This is a genomic window from Streptomyces malaysiensis subsp. malaysiensis (genome assembly GCF_040653035.1).
Classification (GTDB): Bacteria; Actinomycetota; Actinomycetes; order Streptomycetales; family Streptomycetaceae; genus Streptomyces; species Streptomyces malaysiensis.
Map to the genome: position 1 here is coordinate 1 of NZ_JBEZNG010000035.1, position 21,259 is coordinate 21,259.

General features: G+C 70.3%; 20 protein-coding genes and 1 riboswitch. Of the genes, 9 read left to right on the plus strand and 11 right to left on the minus strand.

Annotated features, from left to right (window positions below; translation table 11 throughout):
- The coding region (locus tag AB0E24_RS40445) for a helix-turn-helix domain-containing protein (RefSeq protein ID WP_359384634.1) at positions 1 to 230 on the plus strand (230 nt) is incomplete at its 5' end.
- On the opposite strand, the gene AB0E24_RS40450 is transcribed toward AB0E24_RS40445, so the two are convergent.
- Genes AB0E24_RS40450 through AB0E24_RS40460 form a run of 3 tightly spaced genes read right to left on the minus strand, consistent with a single transcriptional unit; the run spans position 170 to position 3,200 of the window.
- Positions 170 to 1,051, minus strand: a complete 882-nt coding sequence (locus AB0E24_RS40450; protein WP_359384636.1) for an ABC transporter ATP-binding protein — start codon at positions 1,049 to 1,051, stop codon at positions 170 to 172. The two genes, AB0E24_RS40445 and AB0E24_RS40450, sit on opposite strands and share 61 nt — an antisense overlap.
- Positions 1,048 to 2,163 carry a FecCD family ABC transporter permease gene (locus AB0E24_RS40455; RefSeq protein WP_435865378.1) on the minus strand — a complete coding sequence of 372 codons (1,116 nt, stop codon included), beginning with the start codon at positions 2,161 to 2,163 and terminating at the stop codon, positions 1,048 to 1,050. Before AB0E24_RS40455 ends, AB0E24_RS40450 begins: the two co-directional genes overlap by 4 nt.
- Positions 2,160 to 3,200, minus strand: coding sequence for an ABC transporter substrate-binding protein (locus AB0E24_RS40460; protein WP_359384638.1), 1,041 nt, complete (start codon positions 3,198 to 3,200; stop codon positions 2,160 to 2,162). The genes AB0E24_RS40455 and AB0E24_RS40460 overlap by 4 nt, the downstream gene beginning before the upstream one ends.
- Before the next feature lie 30 nt (positions 3,201 to 3,230).
- Positions 3,231 to 3,420: riboswitch (cobalamin riboswitch) on the minus strand.
- 222 nt (positions 3,421 to 3,642) lie between these two features.
- Here AB0E24_RS40460 and AB0E24_RS40465 point away from each other — a divergent pair.
- Entirely contained in the window at positions 3,643 to 4,530 is an 888-nt protein-coding gene (locus tag AB0E24_RS40465) for a serine hydrolase (RefSeq protein WP_232636995.1), read from the plus strand.
- A gap of 16 nt (positions 4,531 to 4,546) precedes the next feature.
- Here the strand turns inward: AB0E24_RS40465 and AB0E24_RS40470 are convergent, their stop codons facing one another.
- Positions 4,547 to 6,673 carry a SpoIIE family protein phosphatase gene (locus tag AB0E24_RS40470; protein ID WP_359384641.1) on the minus strand — a complete coding sequence of 709 codons (2,127 nt, stop codon included), beginning with the start codon at positions 6,671 to 6,673 and terminating at the stop codon, positions 4,547 to 4,549.
- 347 nt (positions 6,674 to 7,020) lie between these two features.
- On the opposite strand from AB0E24_RS40470, the gene AB0E24_RS40475 reads away from it, so the two are divergent.
- Entirely contained in the window at positions 7,021 to 8,349 is a 1,329-nt protein-coding gene (locus tag AB0E24_RS40475; protein WP_359384643.1) for a hypothetical protein, read from the plus strand.
- A 190-nt stretch (positions 8,350 to 8,539) separates the two neighbouring features.
- On the opposite strand, the gene AB0E24_RS40480 is transcribed toward AB0E24_RS40475, so the two are convergent.
- From AB0E24_RS40480 to AB0E24_RS40495, 4 genes are all read right to left on the minus strand, one after another.
- Positions 8,540 to 9,055 (minus strand): DAPG hydrolase family protein, encoded by a 516-nt coding sequence (locus AB0E24_RS40480; RefSeq protein WP_359384695.1) that lies wholly within the window; start codon positions 9,053 to 9,055, stop codon positions 8,540 to 8,542.
- Complete coding sequence (locus AB0E24_RS40485; protein WP_347234963.1) at positions 8,979 to 9,362, minus strand: hypothetical protein; 384 nt, start codon at positions 9,360 to 9,362, stop codon at positions 8,979 to 8,981. Before AB0E24_RS40485 ends, AB0E24_RS40480 begins: the two co-directional genes overlap by 77 nt.
- Positions 9,359 to 10,288: an NAD-dependent epimerase/dehydratase family protein gene (locus AB0E24_RS40490; protein ID WP_251773750.1), complete on the minus strand. Its 930-nt coding sequence runs from the start codon at positions 10,286 to 10,288 to the stop codon at positions 9,359 to 9,361. The genes AB0E24_RS40485 and AB0E24_RS40490 overlap by 4 nt, the downstream gene beginning before the upstream one ends.
- Before the next feature lie 90 nt (positions 10,289 to 10,378).
- A complete protein-coding gene (locus AB0E24_RS40495) occupies positions 10,379 to 10,861 on the minus strand; it encodes an aldehyde dehydrogenase family protein (protein ID WP_359384646.1) in 483 nt (160 codons plus the stop codon).
- 169 nt (positions 10,862 to 11,030) lie between these two features.
- Here AB0E24_RS40495 and AB0E24_RS40500 point away from each other — a divergent pair, with 169 nt between their 5' ends.
- The gene (locus tag AB0E24_RS40500) at positions 11,031 to 11,750 is read left to right on the plus strand and encodes a TetR/AcrR family transcriptional regulator (protein ID WP_099016195.1); all 720 of its coding nucleotides are present in this window, start codon (positions 11,031 to 11,033) and stop codon (positions 11,748 to 11,750) included.
- A 107-nt stretch (positions 11,751 to 11,857) separates the two neighbouring features.
- Here AB0E24_RS40500 and AB0E24_RS40505 read toward each other — a convergent pair whose 3' ends face one another.
- Positions 11,858 to 12,640: an SDR family NAD(P)-dependent oxidoreductase gene (locus AB0E24_RS40505; RefSeq protein WP_359384648.1), complete on the minus strand. Its 783-nt coding sequence runs from the start codon at positions 12,638 to 12,640 to the stop codon at positions 11,858 to 11,860.
- A gap of 266 nt (positions 12,641 to 12,906) precedes the next feature.
- Between AB0E24_RS40505 and AB0E24_RS40510 the strand changes: the two genes are divergently transcribed.
- Complete coding sequence (locus AB0E24_RS40510; RefSeq protein WP_359384650.1) at positions 12,907 to 13,353, plus strand: LLM class flavin-dependent oxidoreductase; 447 nt, start codon at positions 12,907 to 12,909, stop codon at positions 13,351 to 13,353.
- Between the two features lie 90 nt (positions 13,354 to 13,443).
- On the opposite strand, the gene AB0E24_RS40515 is transcribed toward AB0E24_RS40510, so the two are convergent.
- A complete protein-coding gene (locus AB0E24_RS40515) occupies positions 13,444 to 14,025 on the minus strand; it encodes a TetR/AcrR family transcriptional regulator (protein WP_359384652.1) in 582 nt (193 codons plus the stop codon).
- 87 nt (positions 14,026 to 14,112) lie between these two features.
- Between AB0E24_RS40515 and AB0E24_RS40520 the strand changes: the two genes are divergently transcribed.
- Positions 14,113 to 15,300 (plus strand): MFS transporter, encoded by a 1,188-nt coding sequence (locus AB0E24_RS40520; protein WP_359384654.1) that lies wholly within the window; start codon positions 14,113 to 14,115, stop codon positions 15,298 to 15,300.
- Positions 15,301 to 15,333: 33 nt separating this feature from the next.
- Here the strand turns inward: AB0E24_RS40520 and AB0E24_RS40525 are convergent, their stop codons facing one another.
- A complete protein-coding gene (locus AB0E24_RS40525; RefSeq protein WP_359384656.1) occupies positions 15,334 to 15,909 on the minus strand; it encodes a CGNR zinc finger domain-containing protein in 576 nt (191 codons plus the stop codon).
- A 37-nt stretch (positions 15,910 to 15,946) separates the two neighbouring features.
- Between AB0E24_RS40525 and AB0E24_RS40530 the strand changes: the two genes are divergently transcribed.
- From AB0E24_RS40530 to AB0E24_RS40540, 3 genes are all read left to right on the plus strand, one after another.
- Positions 15,947 to 16,831 (plus strand): alpha/beta fold hydrolase, encoded by an 885-nt coding sequence (locus tag AB0E24_RS40530; protein ID WP_102936236.1) that lies wholly within the window; start codon positions 15,947 to 15,949, stop codon positions 16,829 to 16,831.
- Between the two features lie 183 nt (positions 16,832 to 17,014).
- Complete coding sequence (locus tag AB0E24_RS40535) at positions 17,015 to 19,471, plus strand: SpoIIE family protein phosphatase (protein WP_359384659.1); 2,457 nt, start codon at positions 17,015 to 17,017, stop codon at positions 19,469 to 19,471.
- Positions 19,472 to 19,803: 332 nt separating this feature from the next.
- Positions 19,804 to 21,234, plus strand: a complete 1,431-nt coding sequence (locus tag AB0E24_RS40540; protein ID WP_099016202.1) for a sodium:solute symporter family protein — start codon at positions 19,804 to 19,806, stop codon at positions 21,232 to 21,234.
- Positions 21,235 to 21,259: the final 25 nt, after the last annotated feature.

Here is a 21,259-nt window from a genome sequence, read left to right on the forward strand (position 1 = left end):
CCGTCTCCCGCGAATCCCTCATGGCACAGGTGTGGGACGAGAACTGGTACGGACCGACCAAAACCCTCGACGTCACCATCTCCTCGCTACGCCGCAGGTTGCAGACCGCGGCCTCCGCCACGCCCGGGCCCGTGACCCTGCCCGACCTCACCACCCTGCGCGGACACGGCTACCGACTCGACCCGCCCGGCTCCTTGGGCAGCGGCGAGGTGCCCCCGGAGCCCTTTTGAGCGGGCCGGTGGGGAGGTGGCGCCACGGGCGGGATCGCCGCGGTGGGCTCCCCCGGGAGGAAGGTCACCTGAGGTGCCCCCGTGCGCGGGTGGACGGCGACCTCGGCCGTCACTCCGTACACCTCGGCGAGCAGATACGGGGTGAGCACCTCGGCGGGTGTCCCCGACGCGATGACCTCGCCGGCGCGCAGGACGTAGAGGCGGTCGCAGTAGTACGCGGCGAGGTTGAGGTCGTGCAGGGCCACCAGAACGGTGGCGGGCAGCCGTCGCAGAATGCCGAGCACATCCAGCTGGTGGCGGATGTCCAGATGGTTGGTCGGTTCGTCCAGGACCAGCAGGAAGGGCTGCTGGGCCAGGGCACGGGCGATGAGCACGCGCTGGCGTTCGCCTCCGGAGAGGCGGTCGAAGGAGCGGCCGGCCAGACCGGCGGCGTCGACCGCCTCCAGGGCCGCGCCGATGAGCCGGGCGTCCTCGGCGGTGTCGCCGTCGAGCAGGCGTTTGTGCGGGGTACGGCCCATCGCGACGACCTCGCGAACGGTCAGGTCGATGCCGGCGCCGGACTCCTGGACCACGGCGGCCAGAGTGCGGGCCAGCCGCCGTACCGGCAGCGACCAGGCGTCCGCCCCGTCCACGCGTACGCACCCCGTGTCGGGGCGCAGCACGCGGTAGACCGCGCGCAGCAGACTCGACTTACCGCTTCCGTTGGGGCCGACGAGGCCGATGACCTCCCCGGGCCGGGCGGTCAGGGAGACGTCCCGTACGAGGTGGTGTGCGCCGGCGGTGAGCGTCAACCCCTCGACGGCGAGTTCGGTCGCGCTCATCCCACTCCTCGATCGGCGTCGCGCCGGGCGTCCCGGCGCATCAGCCACAGAAAGAACGGCCCTCCGCACAGGGCCGTCAGGACCCCGACGGGGATCTCCATCGGGGCGGCGACCGTGCGCGCGGCGACGTCGGCCCAGATGAGGAACACCGCTCCGGCCAGTGCGGCGGTCGGCAGTACGCGGCGGTGGTCGCCGCCCACGAACAGCCGCACGATATGAGGGAGGATCAGGCCGACGAAGCCGATCGGCCCGGCCGCCGCCACCAGGACCCCGGTGACCAGGGACAGCAGGACGAACATCCGGGCACGGAACCGGGCCACGTCCAACCCCATCGTGGTGGCGGCCTCCTCGCCCGCCAGAAGCAGGTTGAGCGAGCGGGCCTGGACCACCAGGACGACGGTGCCGAGCAGCAGGGCCGCGCCCGGCAGCCACAGCGTGCCCCACTGGACGCCACCGAGGCCACCGAGCGTCCAGGCGAGAACCGCCCGCGCCTCGTTGCCCCGGCCGGTGGTCAGGAGCAGCAGATCCATCACCGCGGTGAGCACCGACGCCACCGCCACCCCCGACAGCACCAGCCGGGCCGAGGTGATACGGCCGCCGGCCCGGGCCGTGGTGTACACGAGCAGCAGCGTGAGCAGCGCACCGGCGAACGCGGCGGCCGACAGCGACACCGGCCCGAACAGGCTCACCCCGAAGACGATCACGACGACGGCACCGAGCGAGGCCCCGGAGGACACCCCCAGCAGATACGGCTCCGCGAGCGGATTGCGCACCAGCGCCTGCATGGCGGCACCCACCACCGCGAGCCCGGCACCCGTCACGGCCCCGAGCGCCACCCGCGGAGCCCGTACCTTCAGCACGATCGTCTCGTGCGCCCGCGACGGAACCGGCGCCGACCAGTCGGCGCCCAGCGCGTGCGTCACGATGCGCCACACCTCACCGGGCGGCACATGGACCGAACCGATGGCCATGCCCGCCGTGGCGGAGACCAGGAGCAGGATGCCGAGCGCCGCCAGGACCATGGCGAAGGACACCCGGTGAGCCCCGCCCTCACCGCTCTTGCGTCCGGGGCCGGTATCCGCCGCCGGAGCGTTCCGTACGGTGTCCGTCACCGGAACTTCTCGGGGTGCAGTGCGCGCGCCAGATCCGAGGCCGCGTAGGGCGGACGGACGCCGATGACCGTCGCGGTCAGCGGAAGCACGACGAACCGTTTGTTCTTCACGGCGGGGACGTCGGCGAGTGCGGGCCGCGAGAGCAGGAACCGCTTCTTCCGCTCGACGCTCCCGGCACCCCCGTAGTCGTAGATCGCGATGACCTCGGGTTTGCGGGCGACGACCTGCTCCCACGACGCGTCACCGAAGACCTCGTCGAGGTCGTCGAACACGTTCCGGCCGCCGGCCAGCCGGATGATCTCGGTGCCCAGACCCTTGCCGCCCGCGGTGAACGCCGCCTTGTCCCCGCTGTCGTACACGAACACCGGCACGGCCCGTGCGCCCCGCACCGCCCGGGTGGTCCGCTCGACCCGCCGCTGGAGGTCGGCGACCACCTTGTCGGCGCGCTCCCGCACTCCGAAGATCGCGCCGATGGCACGGATCTCGTCGTAGGTGTCCTTCATCGACACGCGCTTCTCGCCGCAGTACTCGCGGTTGAGGTACGTGTTGATGCCCGCGTCCGCGAACGCCTTGCGGGAACGGCCCTCGTTCCCGGCGAACGCGCTGCCGTAGCCGCCGTAGACGAAGTCCGGATCGGCGTTGAGGACGGTCTCGAAGGACGGTTCCCTCTTCGCCAGTTCGGGAATGGCCGCGAAGTCCTTCCGGTACCGCGGCAGAACGGCCGAGTCGAGGAAGGCGGTGCCCACCATACGGTCCTTCAGACCGAGGGCCAGCATGAGCTCGGCGGGGTGCTGATGGATGGTGACCGCCCGCTCGGGCGGCTTCTCGTACGTGGTGCGGGTCCCGCAGTTGTCGATGGTGACCGGGAAGCCCTTGAGCGACGACGCCGCGCTCGCCGGCTTGTCCGCCGGGCCCTCGCCTCCGGCACAGCCGGTCAGCAGGGTCGTGGACAAGGCGACGGCGGCGGCGACGCGCAGGGCGCGACGGCGGGGAAACGCCGGGGGAGAGAAAACAGGACGGGACATGCCGTCGTACACGTAGAGCCTCCTGGGGAGTCCGCGCTCCTCGGAACGGGCCCGCGACAGACCAGTGTCCTGACTCCCGGATCGACGCTCCCCCGGCCTTCCCACGCGGTGCGCAGTGGCATGTCGAAGGGTTGCACTCCCCGGTCACAGTGGCGGGACCGTGCCGGAATCGCACCGGCTTCCTGTCTCCCGTCGCGGTGATGACCGGCTGATCTTACGTAGGGGTGGCCGAGGGGCGAAAGGGCGCCCGGCCGGAACCGTGCGTACGGGGCAGGGGCTCCCGGCGCTCAGCGATGCTGTGTCCATTGTGGAGCGATCTTGTGAGACTCGGACGCGTCGCTGAACCTCACCCGTCCCCGGCTCGTCATCCAGAGCCGGAGCACCGGGACATCTTCGCGATGGAGCGAAGTCCCCGTGTGCGGAAACGCACCGCGAACGAATGGACGAGCACGCCATGGGGCGACACCGACGAATATCCCAGCTTCCCCGTACCACCCTGGCGTCAAGAGCGGCGCTGGCCGCGGGGGTACTCGTGCCGACGGTCGTCTCGGTGGGGTCGGCTCACGCGGCCACCCCGCAGGCGGCGATCTGCGCCTCGGACAAGCCGGAACTCGCCGAGAAGCTCTCCGAGGACATCAACTCCGCACTGGACGGCGCCTCCGCCACGACGGCGATCAGCCTCCACGACCGCACCACGAACACCACCTGCGCTCTCGACGCGGACCGGAAGTTCGACTCCGCGAGCACGGTCAAGGTGACCGTGCTCGCCACGCTGCTGTGGGACGCGCAGAAGGACGATCGCGCCCTGACGCAGGAGGAGAAGGACCGTGCCACCGCCATGATCACGAAGTCCGACAACGATGCCACCACCGCGCTGTGGAACCAACTCGGGGCGGCCAAGGTCAACGCGTTTCTGCTGGCCGCGGGGATGACCAACACCGTCCTCGACAGCGAGGGGCACTGGGGGCTCACCCAGATCACCGCGAACGATGAGGAGAAGCTCCTCCAACTGGTGACCCACGCGAACCCGGTGCTCGGTGAGGACTCCCGCGCCTACATCCTGAAGCTGACCGGCGAGGTCATCCCCTCGCAGCGCTGGGGGACCCCGGCCGGTGCGCCGGGCGACGCACAGGTGCATGTGAAGAACGGCTGGCTGGAGCGGGCCACGAACGGCTGGCGTGTGCACAGCCTCGGCGCTTTCACCGGCGGTGACCACGACTACACGATCACGGTGCTCACGCAGGACAACGCCACGATGGACGACGGCATCGCCAACATCGAGGGCATCGCCCGCGCGGTCCACGAGAACCTCAACGCACCCGCGGCCGGCGCCCGGCCCTAGGCGTCTCCGCTTCGCGTCAGGCCGCCGGCCGGCGGTGCCCCCTGTGGGCGGCCGCCCGGCCGCTGTCGCCGGTGCGTGTCCGGGCCACGAGGAGCGCGATGTCGTCCTCCGGGGGCGCGTCCGTGGTCATCCTCGAGATGACACGGGCACACAGGTCATCGAGGCTCGCCGGGGGACGTTCCAGCGCGGTGAGCAGCCGCTCCAGTCCGGCATCGATGTCGCCGTGCCGGGACTCCACCAGCCCGTCGGTGAAGAAGGCGAGCAGGCTGCCCTCGGGCAGTTCGAGGTCGACGGATTCATAGCGACCGGCGCCTATTCCGACCGGCGGGCCCACCGGTGTCTCGGCGATCGTGGCATGGCCGTCGGGTGTCACCAGCATCGGTGGCGGATGCCCGGCGCGGGCCAGGGTGCAGATGCGAGTGGCCGGGTCGTAGACGGCGTAGACGCAGCTTCCGCCGGCGATCGAGGAGTACCCCGGGGACCAGGTGCCCCTCTCGGCGAGCTGGGCGGTGACCTTGTCCAGGTGGTCGAGCAGCTCCGCGGGGTGCTGGTCGAGGGCGGCGAGGGTGTGGACCGCGGTGCGCATCCTGCCCATGGCGGCGGCGGCGTTGATGCCATGGCCGATGACATCGCCGATGACCAGGGCTATCCGGCCGCCCGGCAGCCCGATGGCGTCCATCCAGTCCCCGCCCACCCCTTCGTGCCGGTCCGACGGCAGATAGCGGCCGGCCAGGTCCGCCGCGGCGCCGCCCGACAGCTCCTGCGGCAGGAGACTGCGCTGAAGGGCGAGGGCGGCGGCCCGCTCCCGTGTGTAGCGGCGGGCGTTGTCCAGGCTCAACGCCGCTTGGACGCAGAGTTCCTCGGCCAGCAGCAGATCGTCCCGGGAGAAGGGCACGGCGTTGTCGGTCCGCGTGAACACGGCGATGCCCAGGATGGTGCCGCGGGCCCTGAGCGCGATCATCATCACCGAGTGCATGCCGGTGTTGTGGATGAGAAGTCTGCGCTGCGGGTCGCGGTCGAGCCATGTCCCCGGGCCGGTTTCCATCGTCGGCTCGAAGTAGGACTGGTCCCCGTACAGCGCGGTGAGGAACGGCGATCCGGGCGGTACGTACACCACGTCCCCCACCAGGAAGGCGGCCTCGGGCACGCCCTCGTGGACGGAGGACTGACCCGCGCGGCGGAAGACGGGGATGCCGGAGGGGGCCTCGGGCATCCGCTTCAGCGGCTCCCCGCCCAGCGGCACGGTATCAACCAGATCCACCGTGACGTAGTCGGCGAGGGCGGGGACGGCCATGTCCGCCAGTTCCTGCGCGGTGGTCATCACATCGAGCGTGGTACCGATCTGGTTGGCCGCCCTGCCGAGCAGCGCCAGCCGCTCGCGCTGCCCACTCTTGGTGATCAGGGAGACGGTGCACACGCCCAGCGGGTCACCGCCCCTGGGGGCGAGGGGAAAGAGACAGGAGGAGAAGACCACCTCCCGGCCGTGCTCCGGCGACACCCACCGCAGCACGTGGTCGCCGACCGGCTCCCGCGATGTCAGCGCCTGCCGTATCACCGGCTCGACGACGGTCCGGTCGAAACCGCGCACGACGCGCCGCGTCGACCGGGTGGGCGCCTCCGTCCCGGAGCGGCCCACGACCTCTCTACAGGTCCGGTTCGACCACAGCGGCCGCGTGCCCGCGTCCCACACCGCCACGGCCAGCGGTGATCGGTCCAGGAGCGCCGCCTCGGCCTCGGCGGTCCGTACCCCGTCCGGCGCCTCCGTGACGGCGACGAGCCGACAGCTCTCACCGTCCGCGCCGGTCAGCGCGATGACCTCCACCGTCAGACGGAGGCTCCCGCCATCCCGGTGCCCGACCTTCACGACCGCGCTGGTGGCATGCCGACCGCCGAGCTGCCCCATGGCTCCCGGAGCCGGGGACCACCGCACCGCCTCGACGGGGGTCTCCAGCAGCCGCCGCGCCGACAGCCCCACGACGTCCTCCGCGCGGTGCCCGAGCAGCCGCCGGCAGCCCTCGCCCCATTCCAGGATGGTGCCGTCGGAGCCCAGTAGGGCGAGGGCCGGAGCGGGCGCCTCAGGCACGTCCGCGAAGCGGATGGACATCCGCTTCGTGTCGGAATCGGCCCCGGCTCTACGCGCCATCCGGATACCCTCCGTGGTCACCCCCACCGGTCGTTACCCTCTGGCAAAGGGTAACGCGCCTGAACAGCGGCCGGGCCGTGGAAGCCGCGGGAACGCACAGTGACGCGAGGGGCGGGATTCGTGAGTCGGCGCCGGGTTGGGCTGTGCCGGATCCCTCGGTCGGGTGGTTCCCGAATGAGCCAGGCTTCGCCGCTGCCGACATGGACGCGGCTGATGGCGCCGATCGACGGCCCGGCCCCGGGAAGAATGCCGTTTCGGGGTGGGACCGGTCCCGTGGACCCCGCGGTACGTTCCTGGCTTTGTCGGCTGAGCCGCTGAGTCGGCACCGAGCGCCAGGATGGAAACCGATGGATGACCTGCAAGAGCTGATCGACAGGCTGGAACACTGGCAGCGGGCCGATACCGGCTTCGACGGGCCGACTCCCAGACACCGGGCCATCGACGCGTTGCGAGAGCGCGGTCCGGGTGTGGTTCCGGCGCTCGTCGGTCGACTTGAAGACCTCCTGGCCGCCACCGCCCGGCATCACGAGAGGGTCGCCGCCGTCCAGGAGGTGTGGGACGCCTGGTACGAGGAGGGCGACAGGCTCACCGATGAGTACGGGTTGGGGGCCGACATCGAGCCCTACCGCACCGTTTCCAGCGACAGCCTTCCCCAGCAGTCGGCGCGGGACCAGGACTACCGAGATCCGTACCACCTCAAACAGGGGATCATCGAGGCTTTGCACCACCTCGGCGACCGACGCGCGGCGCCCGTGCTCACCGCCGCGCTGTCCGACCTCGCCTGTGTTCCCGCGGCGGCGCGGGCCCTGCGTGACATCCAGGCCGACCAGCCGGTGCCCGCGCTGCTGGACGCTGTCACCCTTATCGACCACCACGCCAATAAAGACATCGTGTTCGATCCGGTGTTGGCCGCGCTGCGGCATTACGGGGTCTCCGTGGGGCAGGCGCGGGAACGGTTCGAGGCCGAGAGCTCACCGCTCGGCCGGGTGCGCCTCATGCACCTGCTGGAGGAGCTGCCCGACGACGGTGCCGACCGACCCGCCAAGTCGCAGATCAGGGACTCACTCATCTTCCTGGCGATGGATGACAGGGACACCCTGGTCCAGTCCCAGGCCATTCGCGCACTCGGCGAGCTCGACAACCGCGGGATGGAGAGGGGATCAGGGGTTTCCGGGATGGACACGCCGCCCCCGGCTGCCGTCGTCCGCTCGGCGATCGCCTTGGCCGCTCATGGGAACCCGCCGGGCCACGACCGCGAGTTGACGAGCAGGCTCCGCCGCTTGGCGGTGGACACCCCGACGGTGTTTCGCGCCGTCGAGGCCGTCCTGACCCAGGATTTCCCCACGCCGGACGAGAAGGAACTCCGCCTCGCTCTGCGCCTCGCGCTACAGGTGAACATCTCCACGATGGACGCCGACGCCCCGATGCGGCTGATCCGTGCGCTGTACAGCGCGTCGTCGCACCCCCAGGTCGGCGACCGCGCGCTGTTCGTCCTGCGCCGACATGACTACGTCCTGTTCGAGCAGATGACGCAGGACGACGACGCGCTCCGTGCGGAGGCGCGAGCCATTTTCGAGGCCATCGCGGGACCCGGAGATCACGCCAGGTTGGCCCAGTTCAGCGCGGGCCGACGGGGCCGCTGGTCAAGGCTCCTCAGCCGGATCACACGCCGATGAGGCACTGTGGGCGGAGCTTGGGTGACCGGCCCGCCGCCGTGGCAACCGGCGACGGCAGGGACAACGGAGCGGGCCGACGGCGGAGGCCAGGGCTTCTGATACGGCGCTGGTCATGAGGCTCCAAAGGCAGAAGGGCACACGGATGAGAGGGGTGGGCCGCGCCGGTGAGGGCGGACACGGCCCACCCCGATCAGATGGCGGAGGGGGAGCCGAACTCGGCGTACAGCTCGGGCAGCAGACCGGCGAGGTGGGTCATGCCGACCTGGTCGTTGAACAGCTGCTCGTAGGCCGTCGTGGTGTTGATGAGCCGCCGTTTGAGGCCGAGCGCGCCGAGTGCGGGCGCCAGGTCGAGGGTGCCGACCGGGGTGGCGACACCGACGCGCTCGCCCAGCCAGAACCGGGTGCGCAGCTCGAAGCCGTGGTCGGTGCGGCGGGCCAGGCGCAGCATCCGGCCCACGCCGGCGCCGGCCAGGATGATCTCGCCGCAGACGTGGGCCACGATCCCGGCCTCCTTGAAGCGGCTGGTGTCCATCCCCCACGCGGAGGGGTCCACGAAGCGGGTCCTGACCTTCACCAGGTTCGGGCCCACGTACTCGGCCACGCGTACGGTGTTGCCCACATATCTCTGCTCATGGGTCAGTCCGGGCCGGGTCAGCGCCGAGGGGTCCTCCGCGCGGGCGGAGACGCGCGTGTAGGGGCCCCACAGGGAGTAGCGTTCGGACTCGCACTCGCCGGGTGGTGCCGTCGTCGGTGTGCTGGATGCCGACCCCGTCGGTCAGGGCGGTCCAGAAGTAGTCCAGGACGTGGCGGTGTGCGGGCAGACGCCCGCCCGGGGGCACCTGGATGCCCCATACCCTCAGGTCCTCGGTCTCCGACAGCAGCACGGAGCCGACCTGGTGGTTGAAGGCGTTGTCGGTGAACTCCTTCCGCAGCTCCGGGCTCCAGCCGTCGAACTCCTCGGCGACCAGCTCGCCGGCCGGGGGAGAGGTGCGGATGGTGCCGGGGGCGGTCACGGGGTCACCGCCTCGGTCACCAGCGACACCTCGCGGTGCCCCCACACCTTCCGGTAGGAGCCGTGCACCAGGTCCTCGGTCAGGGACGGCCCCTGGGGCGCCCAGCCCAGTTCGGTGCGTGCCTTCGTCGCGTCCACGCGGACGTTGCCGGCCATGCCCATCGCGTAGCGTGGCCCGATCGCCTCGGCCATGTCGTCCAGCGTGGTGGACACCGCCTCGCCCAGGCCGAGCACCTCGGCGATGCCCTCCGCGATCTCACGCATCGTGGCCTCGTCCGCGGCGAGGTTGTACTCGCTGCCGGGCGGCGCCGATTCCAGCGCCAGGACGTAGGCCCGCGCGACATCGTCCAGGTACACGTTGGGGTAGCGGTTCAGCCCCTGCCCGGTGTAGCGGCTGACCTGATCGCGCAGCGCCGCGCGCAACAGCAGCGGCAGTTGCTCGCTGCCGCCCTGCCCGTAGACCATGCCCGGGCGCAGTACGACGGTGTGCGCGCCGTTCCGGGCGGCGGCCATGACGCGCAGGTCCTGGTTGTAGCGGTGCGAGAGCTCCGGGATGGGGACGAAGTCGGTGTCCTCCGTGTGCACGGTGTCGCTGGGTTCGCCGCCGGACAGCTCGGTGTAGACGCCGACACCGCTGGTGCGCAGGTAGCGCTTGCCGGTACCGGCGACCAGCTCCAGCAGCGCCTCGGTGGCCCGGTCGTTGTCGGCGTCGCCGGTTTCGACGACCGCGTCGGCGTCCTCGACCGCGGTGCGCAGCGACACCGGGTCGGTCAGATCGCCGCGCACGGGGCGGAATCCGCCCGCGGCCAGGGCCTTCAGGCCCGCCTCGCCGCGGGCCATGGCGGTGACCTGGTGGCCTGCTCCGTGCAGGCGCTGGGCGACGGCCCGGCCCAGGTATCCGGTCGCTCCGGTGACAAGGATGTTCATGACGCTCCTCGATGAGTCATTCGGTGGGGTGATGAGTCATTCGGTGGGGTGGGGGAGAGGTCGGGGGTGGGGGAGGGTCGCGGCGGGGTCTCAGCGGATCCGCAGAGCCTTCAGGGCCCGGAGCGAGGCGGTGAACACGGCGCCCTGCCGACGGCGGGTGCGCAGCACGCCCGGGGCCTGCCGCGCCGCGTACAGGGACGCGGTGGCGGCCTCCAGCACCTCGTCGAAGGCGTCGCGGCGGGCTTTGCCGGTCTCCCACTGGAGCAGGTCGAGGATCTCGTCCTGCCGGGCCAACAGCACGTCGTGGAACCGCGTGAAGGGCCTGGCCCGCTGCCGCGGGGACAGCTCGGCCCACTCCCGCTGGGCCGCGCGGGCGGCGGTGAACGCCCGCTCCACATCGGCCGACGTGGACTGGGGGATATGTGCGAGGGGCCGCCCGGTGAACGGAGCGCGGGTGGTGACGGGCTCGGCGGAGGTGCCGACGCCGGCGGTCAGGCGCTCGACGAGCGCGGGGTCCAGCCGCGACCGCGCCGCGCCGGTGGCGTGGGGTCGCGGCTGTGTGGATGAGGTCATACGAGATCTCCGTGGGCGGAAACGGCCGGGCCGACGGCTGCGGCGTCGAGGAGCCGGGCCGATGCGAATGGGCCCGGGGACCCGGCACCCATCAGCTTAACTTAACAGCGTTCCTGTACGGCGTTCATGTATGCTATGCATGAAACATGTACGGGGTAGAGTTGTCAACATGGCGAACAGAAAGACCGCGGCCGCCCGGCAGGAGCGGCTGAGCCGGGAGGTGATCGCGGACAGTGCGATCGCCCTCGCCGATGACGAGGGCCTGGAGGCGGTCACCATCCGCCGGCTGGCGCAGCACCATCACGTCACGCCCACCGCCTTGTACTGGCATTTCAAGGAGAAGGACCAGCTGCTCGACGGCATGGCGGAGCGACTGTTCGCCGATGTCGCCCTCCCGCCCGAGAGCGCCGACCCGTGGCCGCGGCAGCTGCGCGCGGTCCTGGAGGCGTTCCTGGCCGTGCTGCGGCCCCACCCCGCCCTCGCTCCCCTGCTGCCGCCCCGGGTGCTCACGTCCACGGCCGGCATGGCCCTGACCGAGCGGACCCTCTCGCTGCTGCGCCAGGGCGGCCTGCCGCCCGACCGGACCGCTGAGGTCGGTGGCTACCTGCTCAGCGCGGTCGTCGCGCTGGTTGCGGCGGAGCCGGGGCGCGAGCACCCCAGCGATGAGGAGGAGCGGGAGGACGCCATCCGCGCCAAGCGCGCCTCGCTCACCGCGCTGTCGCCCCGCCGCTACCCGACCGTGGTCTGGTGCGCGGACGCCCTGGCCGACTGCGCGCGCCCGGACGAGTACTACGCCTTCAACCTCGACATGCTCATCGGCGGCGTCACATCCATGGCGCGAGTGCCGGCCCGGGGTGCAGCCGGCGCGGTGTCACCGGACGCCGGTTGAGCCGCGGCGGTGGGGCGGACCCGTCCGCGACGCACGGGCCCGTCCCACCGCCTTCGCCTCCGGGCCCACTACTCGAGCCGGCTGATCAGATCCGCGGCACTTGCTGATCAGATCTGCGGCAACGCACCGCCGTCCACGGTCCATTCGGCGCCGGTGACCTGCCGGGAGAGCGGGGAGAGCAGATAGGCGATGACCCCGGCGACATCGTCCGGCTCGCCGAAGCGCCCAGTCATGAGCGGCCTCAGCGTGGTCACGATCTGGTCGAGGGCCGACTCGCGGTCGACCCCGAGCGCCTGGGCGATCTGGTCGCCGAAGTCGCCGGGGCGATCGTAGAGCGGGGTCCGGGTCGGGTCGGGTGTCACCACGTTCGAGCGCACTCCCCGCGGGGTGAACTCCCCGGCCAGGGACTTCGACATGGACACCAGGGCGATCTTCGCGGCGGCGTAGTCAGGGGCGTTGGTGGCGGCCAGGCGCGCCGATTCACTGGCCACGTGGACCATGCTGCCCCCTCCGGCGGCGAGCAGCGCCGGCAGTGCGGCGGCCGTCATCCGGCGCGCGGCGTGGAAGTTGAGCTGGAAGGTGTGGAGCCAGCCGGCTTCGTCGACGTCCAGGAAGCCGGAGCGCAGCTTCAGTCCGCCTGCGTTGTTGACCAGCGCGTCGATGCGGCCGTGCCGCTCGAGCGCCTCCTCCACGATGCGCGGTGCGCTGTCGGCGTCGGTGAGGTCCGCCTGGATGGAACTGCCGCGCTCTCCGAGGCCGTCCTCGACCGGATTGCGGTCGACGCCCACGACGACGGCTCCTTCGTGGGTCAGCAGGCGGGCCGTCGCCTGCCCGATGCCTCCGGCCGCGCCGGTGATGACGACGACCTTGTCTGCGAGTTGCAAGTCCATGGTGCGGCTCCTGGCCTGGTGGTGGGGGCGGGAATGACCTGAGGGAACACCGGTCGCGACAGCGCTCACTTCGACAGGAAACCCCGCCCCGTAGGGAGCGGGGGAGCGGTCCGATACGGTGTACCTGCACGACGTACATGAACATAGTTCAGGAGAGGGTGTCAACATGCTGAAGAGCGGGCGGGCCGGTCTCCGTATGCGTTGTCGACGGGCTGCGACTGGACGCCTGCGCCCTCCCGGCGGAGGTCCCCGCCGTCCTGGCCGGTGTGCGCGGCCCCCGGTCCCTGGCCGTGTCCGGCGACGTGGCCGACGGCACCCTGCTCGCGGAACCGGTGACACCCGCCTACGTACGACAAGCCCTCACACACATCGCCCCCAGCCGCCCGCACCGCCTGGTCGCCTACAACATCGCGTCAGTCCACGACGACCCCGCCGCCGCACGCGCGGCCGTTCGCCCCGCCCTCGAGGTGGTCGGCGAACCCGACTGGCGCCCCCACATCACCCCACTGCCGTTCCACGACGAACTCGTCTCCGTGCGCTCACGCTGCGACAGCCCGCGGGAGTTCGCCCGGGTCCTGCCGGACGAGTGGGTGGGTCAGCTCGCCGTGGCGGGCACGCCGCGACAGGCCCGGTCCCGGCTGTCGGACCTGTTCGACGCGGGCGTCAGCAGTGCCGTCCTCGCCCCGGTGGGCTCCGACTGCCCCCGCCGCTGAATTCGCTCGCCGCGGTGCTGTGAACGGTCCATCGGCGTCGCCCGCGCGCCATCGCGGCGATCGGGCCATGCGGCGGGGAGGGCGAAGAGGTCAGAGCTGTTCGTCGGGGAGGTCGGGCGCGGCGCTGACGACGGCGTGCACGACTCCGGCGACCAGTTGCCGGTTGAGGGGGGTGGCGTCGAACCGGCGGTGCATGGGCCAGCCCTCGATCAGGGCGTCGAGGGCTCGCGCCACTCCGGGGGTGAAGTGCAGGGCGAGACTCTCCCGGCTGCGCCTCAGCCAGGAGCGGGTGGTCGCGGCCACCGCGGTGTTGTGGTTGGCGTAGGCGTACATCTCGAAGATGAGCGTCATATCGCGTTCGGTGGCGTAGGCGGGCCCGCAGATCAGCTCGACCACGGACGCCTCGGCCTCGGCGGGCGACCCGGCGCCGTGCAGGGTGCGGCGGTAGAGCTGGGACATCGTCTCGGCGAGCCGGGCGAACGCCAGCGCCAGCAGATCGTCCATGCCGTTGAAGTAGTACGTCAGCGAGCCCAGCGGGACGCCGGCCCGTGAAGCGATCTTGCGGTGGGTCGTCCTGTGCACGCCGCCCTCGGCGATGACGTCGAGGGCGGCATCGAGAATCCGGTCCCTGCGTCCGGGGTCGTTGGGGATCTCACGCCGTGTGCCGCTCACGCCACCAATGTGTCACAGGGCGACTCCGGTCGAGTGCGTACGATCGTACAGACTTCTCCGTTCGGTCATCCACTGGAGGCATGCCCTGTGACCGTCAGCCTCGGCAGGCGTCGGACCGCCACGTTCGCCCTGTTCTTCCTGCCCGGCCTGGCCATGGCGTCCTGGGTGACGCGCACCCCCGATGTGCGCGATCTGCTCGGAGCCTCCACCGGGCGCATGGGCCTGGTCCTGTTCGGGCTCTCGGTCGGGTCCATGGCGGGCATCCTCTGTTCGGGGCCGCTCGTGGCCCGCTGGGGCGCCCGGCCCCTCATCGCGGCCGGAACGCTGGCGACCGCCGCGGGATCCGGCGTCATCGGCCTGGGGGCCGCGGCGGGCGCGGACGCGGTCGTGGCCCTCGGGCTCGGACTCATCGGCCTCGGAATGGGCGGCGGCGAGGTGGCCCTCAACATCGAAGGGGCGGAGGTGGAGCGGCTGCTCGGCCGGTCCACCCTCCCCGCGATGCACGGCTTCTACAGTCTCGGTACGGTCGTCGGCGCGATCGCGGGCATGGTCCTGACAGCCGTCTCGTTCCCCGTCGGGTGGCATCTCGCCGTCGTCACCGCCTTGGTGCTGGCCGTGCTGGTGCCGACGATCCGATGCGTTCCCGCCGGGGTGGGCCGACGAACCGGCGACGGCGGCGGCGCTCACGTGCGGGCATCCGCCGGTCCCGCGGTGTGGAGGGAACCGAGGCTGCTGCTCATCGGCGGGATCATTCTCGCCCTCGCCATGGCCGAGGGCACGGCGAACGACTGGCTGCCGCTGGTCATGGTCGACGGCCATGGCTTCGACCCCGCGCTCGGATCGGCCGTGTACGCGGTCTTCGCGGCCTCGATGACCCTCGGCCGCTTCGTGGGCGGCCGGTTCGTGGACCGCTACGGACGCGCGGCCGCCCTGTGCGCCAGCGCGGTCGTCGGTGCGGTCGGCATCGCACTCGTGATCCTGGTCGACAACCAGGCCGTCGCGGCGACGGCCGCCGTCCTGTGGGGCATCGGCGCGTCCCTGGGCTTCCCCGTCGCGCTCTCCGCGGCCGGCGACTCCGGCGACAACTCCGCCGCAAGGGTCTCCCTCGCCGCCACCCTCGGCTATGTCGCCTTCCTCGTGGGGCCGCCCTCACTCGGCCATCTTGGCGAGCGCTTCGGACTCCGCAACGCGCTGTTCCTGGTTCTGATACTCGTGGTGGCCGCGTCCTTCGCCACACCCGCCGCCCGTACGGCCCATCCCGCCCGCACCCCGTGATCGGCGCCTCCGCGGCGTGTACGGGCGCTGGATTCAGCTCGGATTGTCCCGGGGGGCCGTCTCGCCGGTACGTCGCCTTCGGGCGTGGGTGCGGGCCTTCATCCGGTTGCCGCAGGTGGCCATGGAGCACCAGCGTGCCGTGCCGGGGCGGCTGTGGTCGACGAGGAACAGATTGCATTCCTCGTTCGCGCACGGCCGCAGTCGTCCCGGTAGCTCGTCGCGGACCGTCGACCATGCGAGGACGACACGGACAGCGAGCTCATGATCGCTCGCGGCTTCGAGCTGCCATTCCAGGCCCTCGCTCGTGGCCATGGGGCGCAGCCGGGCCTGCCCGAGGACGGCGTTGAGGGCGTCCAGGCCGGTGGAGGTCCCGCGGATCAGCCGGTGCAGAGCGTCGCGCACGTCTCGGACCGCTTCGCGCTCGGCCGCCGTTCCGCACCCTCCCAGCCCGCGGAGCCAGCGCGACGCTTCCTCTGCCGGTTCCAGTGCGTCCGTGGGTCTGCCGTCGATCACCGGAGCGCTGTTGACCACCGCGAGCAGCAGCTCCTCGCCCTCGACCATCCCCTGCTCCTCCTTGACAAACGCGTTCAGGCCACGAACACTCACCATAGCCTAACCGGTTAAATTGATTTAAGGGGTTACCGCCATGGTCGCTGTTCATCACCGCACTGTCGAGGTCGACGGGCTGACGGTCTTCTACCGCGAGGCCGGTCCGGCGGATGCTCCCGTGCTGTTGCTGCTGCACGGGTACCCGACCAGCTCGCACATGTTCCGGCACCTCATCCCGGCCCTGGCCGGCCCCTACCGGGTGATCGCCCCCGACCACATCGGTTTCGGGAGGTCGTCGGCGCCGAGCGTCGAAGAGTTCCCCTACACCTTCGACGCGCTCGCCGAGGTCACCCGCCGCATGCTGGCCGTGATCGACGTGGACCGTTACGCCATCTACGTCCAGGACTACGGGGCGCCCGTCGGCTGGCGGCTCGCACTGGCGGATCCGGATGCCGTGGTCGCGGTCGTCTCCCAGAACGGCAATGCCTACGAGGAAGGCTTCGTCCCTGAATTCTGGGCGCCGATCTGGGCCTATGGAGCCGATCCGAGCGCCGAGCACGAGGCGCGGTTGCGGCCCGCACTCGGACGCGAGGCCGTCGAATGGCAATACACCCACGGAGTGGCCGACTTCAGCCTGGTCGACCCCGATGCCTGGGAGCACGACCTGACCCTGCTGGCCCGTCCGGGAGTGGACCGCGCACAGCTCGCCCTGTTCGGCGACTACGCCACCAACCGTGCCCTGTACCCGGCCGTGCACGAGTGGCTGCGCTCCCGCGGTGTTCCGGTTCTCGCGGTCTGGGGCCGTAACGACGAGATATTCGCTCCCGCGGGTGCGGAGGCTTTCCGCCGCGACGCACCCGATGCCGAGATCCTTCTCCTCGACGGCGGGCATTTCCTGCTGGAAACGCATCTCGACGATGTCGCACAGGCGATCCTCGCCTTTCGCGAGCGGGTGTGCGGCGAGTACGCACTCCCCGGATGACGAGGGCGGCGCACCCGCCGCAGCGGAGGACCCGTTCCGTGCTGAAGGCACCCCTTCGGATTCCGGGCAGTTTGAATCCGACCCCGTTAGCCTGGAAGACGGTGAGGGTGGGAGGAAGTAGATCCCGGCCTTACTTTAGGGGTCAAGTTCTTACCTGTTGTAAGTTTGAGGGCTTATGGACTTATGAATCCGCGAGACTCCGATACCGAGTGGAATCGCCCGGGGCCACTGGAGACACGTCACACTGCCACGGTGCTGCTCGACGAGACGGGTGAGGTGATCGCGTGGAGCCCGGGGGCGAGTCGTCTGCTCGGCTACTCGGCGGCGGAGGCGGAGGGCCGTTCCGCGGAAATTCTCCTGGCCGCGGGCGAATCCGAAGCGGTTCGGCGTTTCGTCCTCGGTGCCGAGGCCGGAGCCATGACGGCCGTGCTCCGGGGAAAGGACGGGCAAAGCGTCACCGTCGAGTTGGTGGCGACCCCGTCGTATGAGCGGTCCGCCCGGTCAGCGAGCGGGCACCGGCTTCTGGTGCTCACGCCGCTCATGGATACGCGGCGCGAACTGCTCGAGTGGAGCTTCGATCAGTTTCCCTTCATCGCCGGAATCACCGACCTGGATCTGCACTACATTCGCCTCAACAAGGAGGCCGGAAAGGCATTTCAGGCCACTGAGGCCGATCTGGTCGGCAGGACGACCGCCGAGAACGTAGGGGGCCCGGAGGGGGACAGGATCGAGCAGGCCATGCGTCTGGCCAGGGACACGGGCGAGTCGGCGAGCCTGGACATCTACGTGAAGCTCCCGAACGAGCAGCTCGGTTACGCCTGGCAAGGTCATTTCGTGCCGCTCAAGGACGCCCGCGGACGGGTGCGCGGCATGTATGCGGTGGGCCTTGACGCCGGTGTCCAGCACCTTGCCCGGGAGCGGCTGGCCCTGCTCAATCAGGCGAGCACCACCGTCGGCAGCACCCTGGACGTGGCTCGTACGGCGCAGGAACTGGCGGAGGTACTGGTTCCGGGGATCGCCGACTTCGTCACCGTCGACCTGCTGGAATCGGTGCTGACCGACGAGGAGCCGGAGTTCCTGCCGGTGGAGCCGGGGTTCCCGCCGCCGAGCCGTGAGGTGACCATGCGCCGGATGGCGCAGCACTCCGTATGGGAAGGGGCTCCCGAGGCCGTCCTGAACCCCGGCGATGTGGACGTCTACCCGAGCGACGGTCCGCATGTGCGGGTGCTGGTCACGGGCGAGTCCTATATGGTTCCGCCCGGGTCCGACGCCTCATCCATGGACTGGGTCAACTTCTCCGAGCGGAGGATGGCCAGCACCCGGGCCTTCGGCCTGCACTCCGCGATGATCGTCCCGTTGCGTGCTCGTGGCACCTTGCTCGGCCTTGCCGTCTTCATCCGGCATCAAAAGCCCGAGGACTTCGACTCCGACGACCTGCTGCTCGCCGAGGAGATCACCACCCGGGCGGCGGTCAGCCTCGACAACGCGCTGCGCTTCACCCGCCAACGCGCCACCGCGCTGGCGCTCCAGCACAGTCTGCTGCCGCAGCGGCTACCCGAACAGACGGCGGTCGAGGCGGCCGGCCGCTATCTGCCCGCGGACACCAAGGCGGGCGTGGGCGGTGACTGGTACGACCTCATCCCCCTGTCCGGAGCACGAGTGGCCCTGGTCGTGGGCGATGTGGTCGGCCACGGACTGCGCGCGTCGGCCACCATGGGCCGGTTGCGAACGGCTGTGCGCACGCTTTCCGATATCGAAATGCCCCCCGACGAGCTTCTCGCCCAACTCGATGTCATCGTCGGCCGGCCCATCGCCGGTGAGTCCCCCGCGGAGGGGGAGCCCGAGGCGGACACGGGAGCCTCCTGTCTGTACGCGGTCTACGATCCGGTCTCCCGGCGCTGCACCTTGGCCCGTGCGGGCCATCCGCCACCGCTCCTCGCCTATCCCGACGGCAGGGTCGAATCCGTTGCGGTGCCGGTCGGTCCGCCCTTGGGCCTCGGCGGGTTTCCCTTCGAGAGCGTGGAGGTCGAACTTCCCGAGGACTCCCTCCTGGTCCTGTACACCGACGGTTTGATCAGGACCCGCGACGGCGACCTGGACGAGCGCCGGGAGATGCTGCGCCGCTCGTTGATCGACGCACCCGGCTCTCTGGAGGGGGCCTGCGACGCCGTGCTGCGGACCATGCTCCCGGACCGCGCCGAAGACGACATCGCCCTGCTGCTGGCCCGTACCCGGAGCCTCGACTGCGACCAGGTCGCGACGTGGGAACTGCCCATGGATCCGGAGGCCGTCGCCGAGGCGCGCGACCTCACCACCCGCCAGCTCTCCGACTGGGGGCTGGAGGAGGCGACCTTCACCACCGAACTCATCGTCAGCGAACTGGTCACCAACGCCATCCGGTACGCGTCCGGACCCATTGGGCTACGGCTGATCCTGCAAGACACACTGATCTGCGAGGTGGCGGACTCCAGCGATACCTATCCGCACCTCCGCCAGGCCCGCATCTATGACGAGGGCGGTCGTGGACTGATGCTGGTCGCTCAGCTCAGTGAGCGATGGGGAACCAGGCCCACCAGCAGCGGCAAGATCATCTGGGCCGATCAGTCGCTTCCGCCCCGCGTAGGTCGGTCCGCCGCCTGAACGCTCGCGCGGCACTGGACCGCATTGCTCGCATCGGCGCCGGTGGGGGACGCGCAGGAGGCCCGCGCGGAACTGCTGTCCATGCGCGCCGGACATGGTGTGGACACCGGTACCGGAATCGCCGCTTTCCATAATGACGCGGAAATGCCCGCCACTGCCGATGGAACCGGAATGGTGAACAGCGTTCTGTGGGGGGTTTATGTCAAAGACCGCCTTTCCGGGTCCAGTTGACGCGATTCGACGGCAGCCTTGCCTCACTCTTCGGAGTCGGCCGAGCGCCGGAACCGTCAACTCAAGGAGAAACAGTGTCGTCTTTCCAGATAGTTGCTCTGATGGCGGTGGCCTACATCGTCGTCATCGCGGCGGTGAGCTTCATCGCCCGTAAGGCGGGCGCGACTTCGGAAGGCTTTGTCCGCGGCGGCCGGGTCTTCCCCGCGGCCGTGATCGGTCTGTTCATGGCTTCCGAAGTCGTGGGCACCACGGCCAGTATCGGGACGGCCCAAGGCGCCTTCACTTACGGAATCTCCGCCGCCTGGAACCTCGGCGCCCTGGGAATCGGGTTCATCGTCTTCGCCGTGCTGTTCGCGAGGCGATTCAAACAACTCGACGAGGTGACCATCTCCGGTGCCCTGGAACGGGGATACGGAGTGGGCGTACGGCGAGCGGCTTCCGTGATCATGATCGTATCGCTCCTCCTGGTGGCCACCGCGGCCTATGTGAGCGGCGGAGCGATGATCTCGGCTCTGCTCAGGATCGATGCCAACTGGGCCGTCGTGATCGTTGGCGTTCTGTCGAGTGTCTACGTGGTGATCGGCGGAATGCGCTCCGTCATCTACACCAATCTGATCAACGTCTTCGTCAAAGTCGTGGGGATCGTCGTCGTCGCGGTGTCCGCGTACTCCGCCGCGGGGGGCTACGAACACATCAGCGTCTCTTTGCCGTCGAAGATGCTCGACTGGGACGGAGTCGGCTGGAATCAGATAGGCGCCTGGCTCATCGCCGGCGGCGGCGCCATGTTCGCGACGCAGTACGTAGTACAGGCGATGACCGCGGTCGACAACGAGGCCAAAGCGCGGAACGCGGGCTTCTACACCAGCCTCGTCCTGATCCCGTATGGCTTCCTCGCGGCATTGATCGGTGTCTGCGCGGCCGTGGTGCACCCCGACATCGACAGCATCCAGGCACTTCCGACCATGGTCGTCCGGCTCAGCCCGATTCTTCAGGGCATTGCGGTAACCGGACTGATCGCATCAGTGTTCGGCCTCATATCCGCCCTGACGATCGGCGCTTCCACTCTGCTGCTGAAGGACTTCTACCAGCCGTATTTCAACCCGTCGGACAACGAGAGGAAGGCCGTGCGATTCGCCCGGCTCTCCACCCTCGGCTGCGGGCTGATCCCGGTGGCGGCGGCCCTGGGCGCATCGGATGTGCTCGGCATGACGTTCCTCGCCAAGGCGCTCCGGGCCTCCCTGGCCGTGTTCGTCGTCCTGATGTTCCGCCGGCCGTCGTACGGCTCCCGGCAGGGTGCCCTGGCCGCCCTCTGCCTGTCCCTGCCCGCGGTCATCGGCTGGTACGCGGCGGGTGACCCCTTCGGCATCGACAATGCGTACATCGCCATCCTCACCCCCCTGCTGGTCATGACGATCGCCCAGCTCAGCGGGCGAGGCACCAAGGCGAGCGCACCCCTCGCCCGCACCCCCTCGACGGCGGCCACCGCATCGGTCGCCGACTCGTGCCGGGAAACGGCGCGCACGGACACATGAGGATCCCCCGCGGCTCGTTCGTCGT

Bases quoted from the DNA above. Each gene is read 5' to 3' on its own strand.
- AB0E24_RS40450 (WP_359384636.1), bottom strand. From the start codon at position 1,051: ATGAGCGCGACCGAACTCGCCGTCGAGGGGTTGACGCTCACCGCCGGC.
- AB0E24_RS40465 (WP_232636995.1), top strand. From the start codon at position 3,643: ATGGGGCGACACCGACGAATATCCCAGCTTCCCCGTACCACCCTGGCG.
- AB0E24_RS40470 (WP_359384641.1), bottom strand. From the start codon at position 6,673: ATGGCGCGTAGAGCCGGGGCCGATTCCGACACGAAGCGGATGTCCATC.
- AB0E24_RS40475 (WP_359384643.1), top strand. From the start codon at position 7,021: ATGGATGACCTGCAAGAGCTGATCGACAGGCTGGAACACTGGCAGCGG.
- AB0E24_RS40490 (WP_251773750.1), bottom strand. From the start codon at position 10,288: ATGAACATCCTTGTCACCGGAGCGACCGGATACCTGGGCCGGGCCGTC.
- AB0E24_RS40495 (WP_359384646.1), bottom strand. From the start codon at position 10,861: ATGACCTCATCCACACAGCCGCGACCCCACGCCACCGGCGCGGCGCGG.
- AB0E24_RS40500 (WP_099016195.1), top strand. From the start codon at position 11,031: ATGGCGAACAGAAAGACCGCGGCCGCCCGGCAGGAGCGGCTGAGCCGG.
- AB0E24_RS40505 (WP_359384648.1), bottom strand. From the start codon at position 12,640: ATGGACTTGCAACTCGCAGACAAGGTCGTCGTCATCACCGGCGCGGCC.
- AB0E24_RS40525 (WP_359384656.1), bottom strand. From the start codon at position 15,909: ATGGTGAGTGTTCGTGGCCTGAACGCGTTTGTCAAGGAGGAGCAGGGG.
- AB0E24_RS40530 (WP_102936236.1), top strand. From the start codon at position 15,947: ATGGTCGCTGTTCATCACCGCACTGTCGAGGTCGACGGGCTGACGGTC.
- AB0E24_RS40535 (WP_359384659.1), top strand. From the start codon at position 17,015: ATGAATCCGCGAGACTCCGATACCGAGTGGAATCGCCCGGGGCCACTG.
- AB0E24_RS40540 (WP_099016202.1), top strand. From the start codon at position 19,804: ATGGCGGTGGCCTACATCGTCGTCATCGCGGCGGTGAGCTTCATCGCC.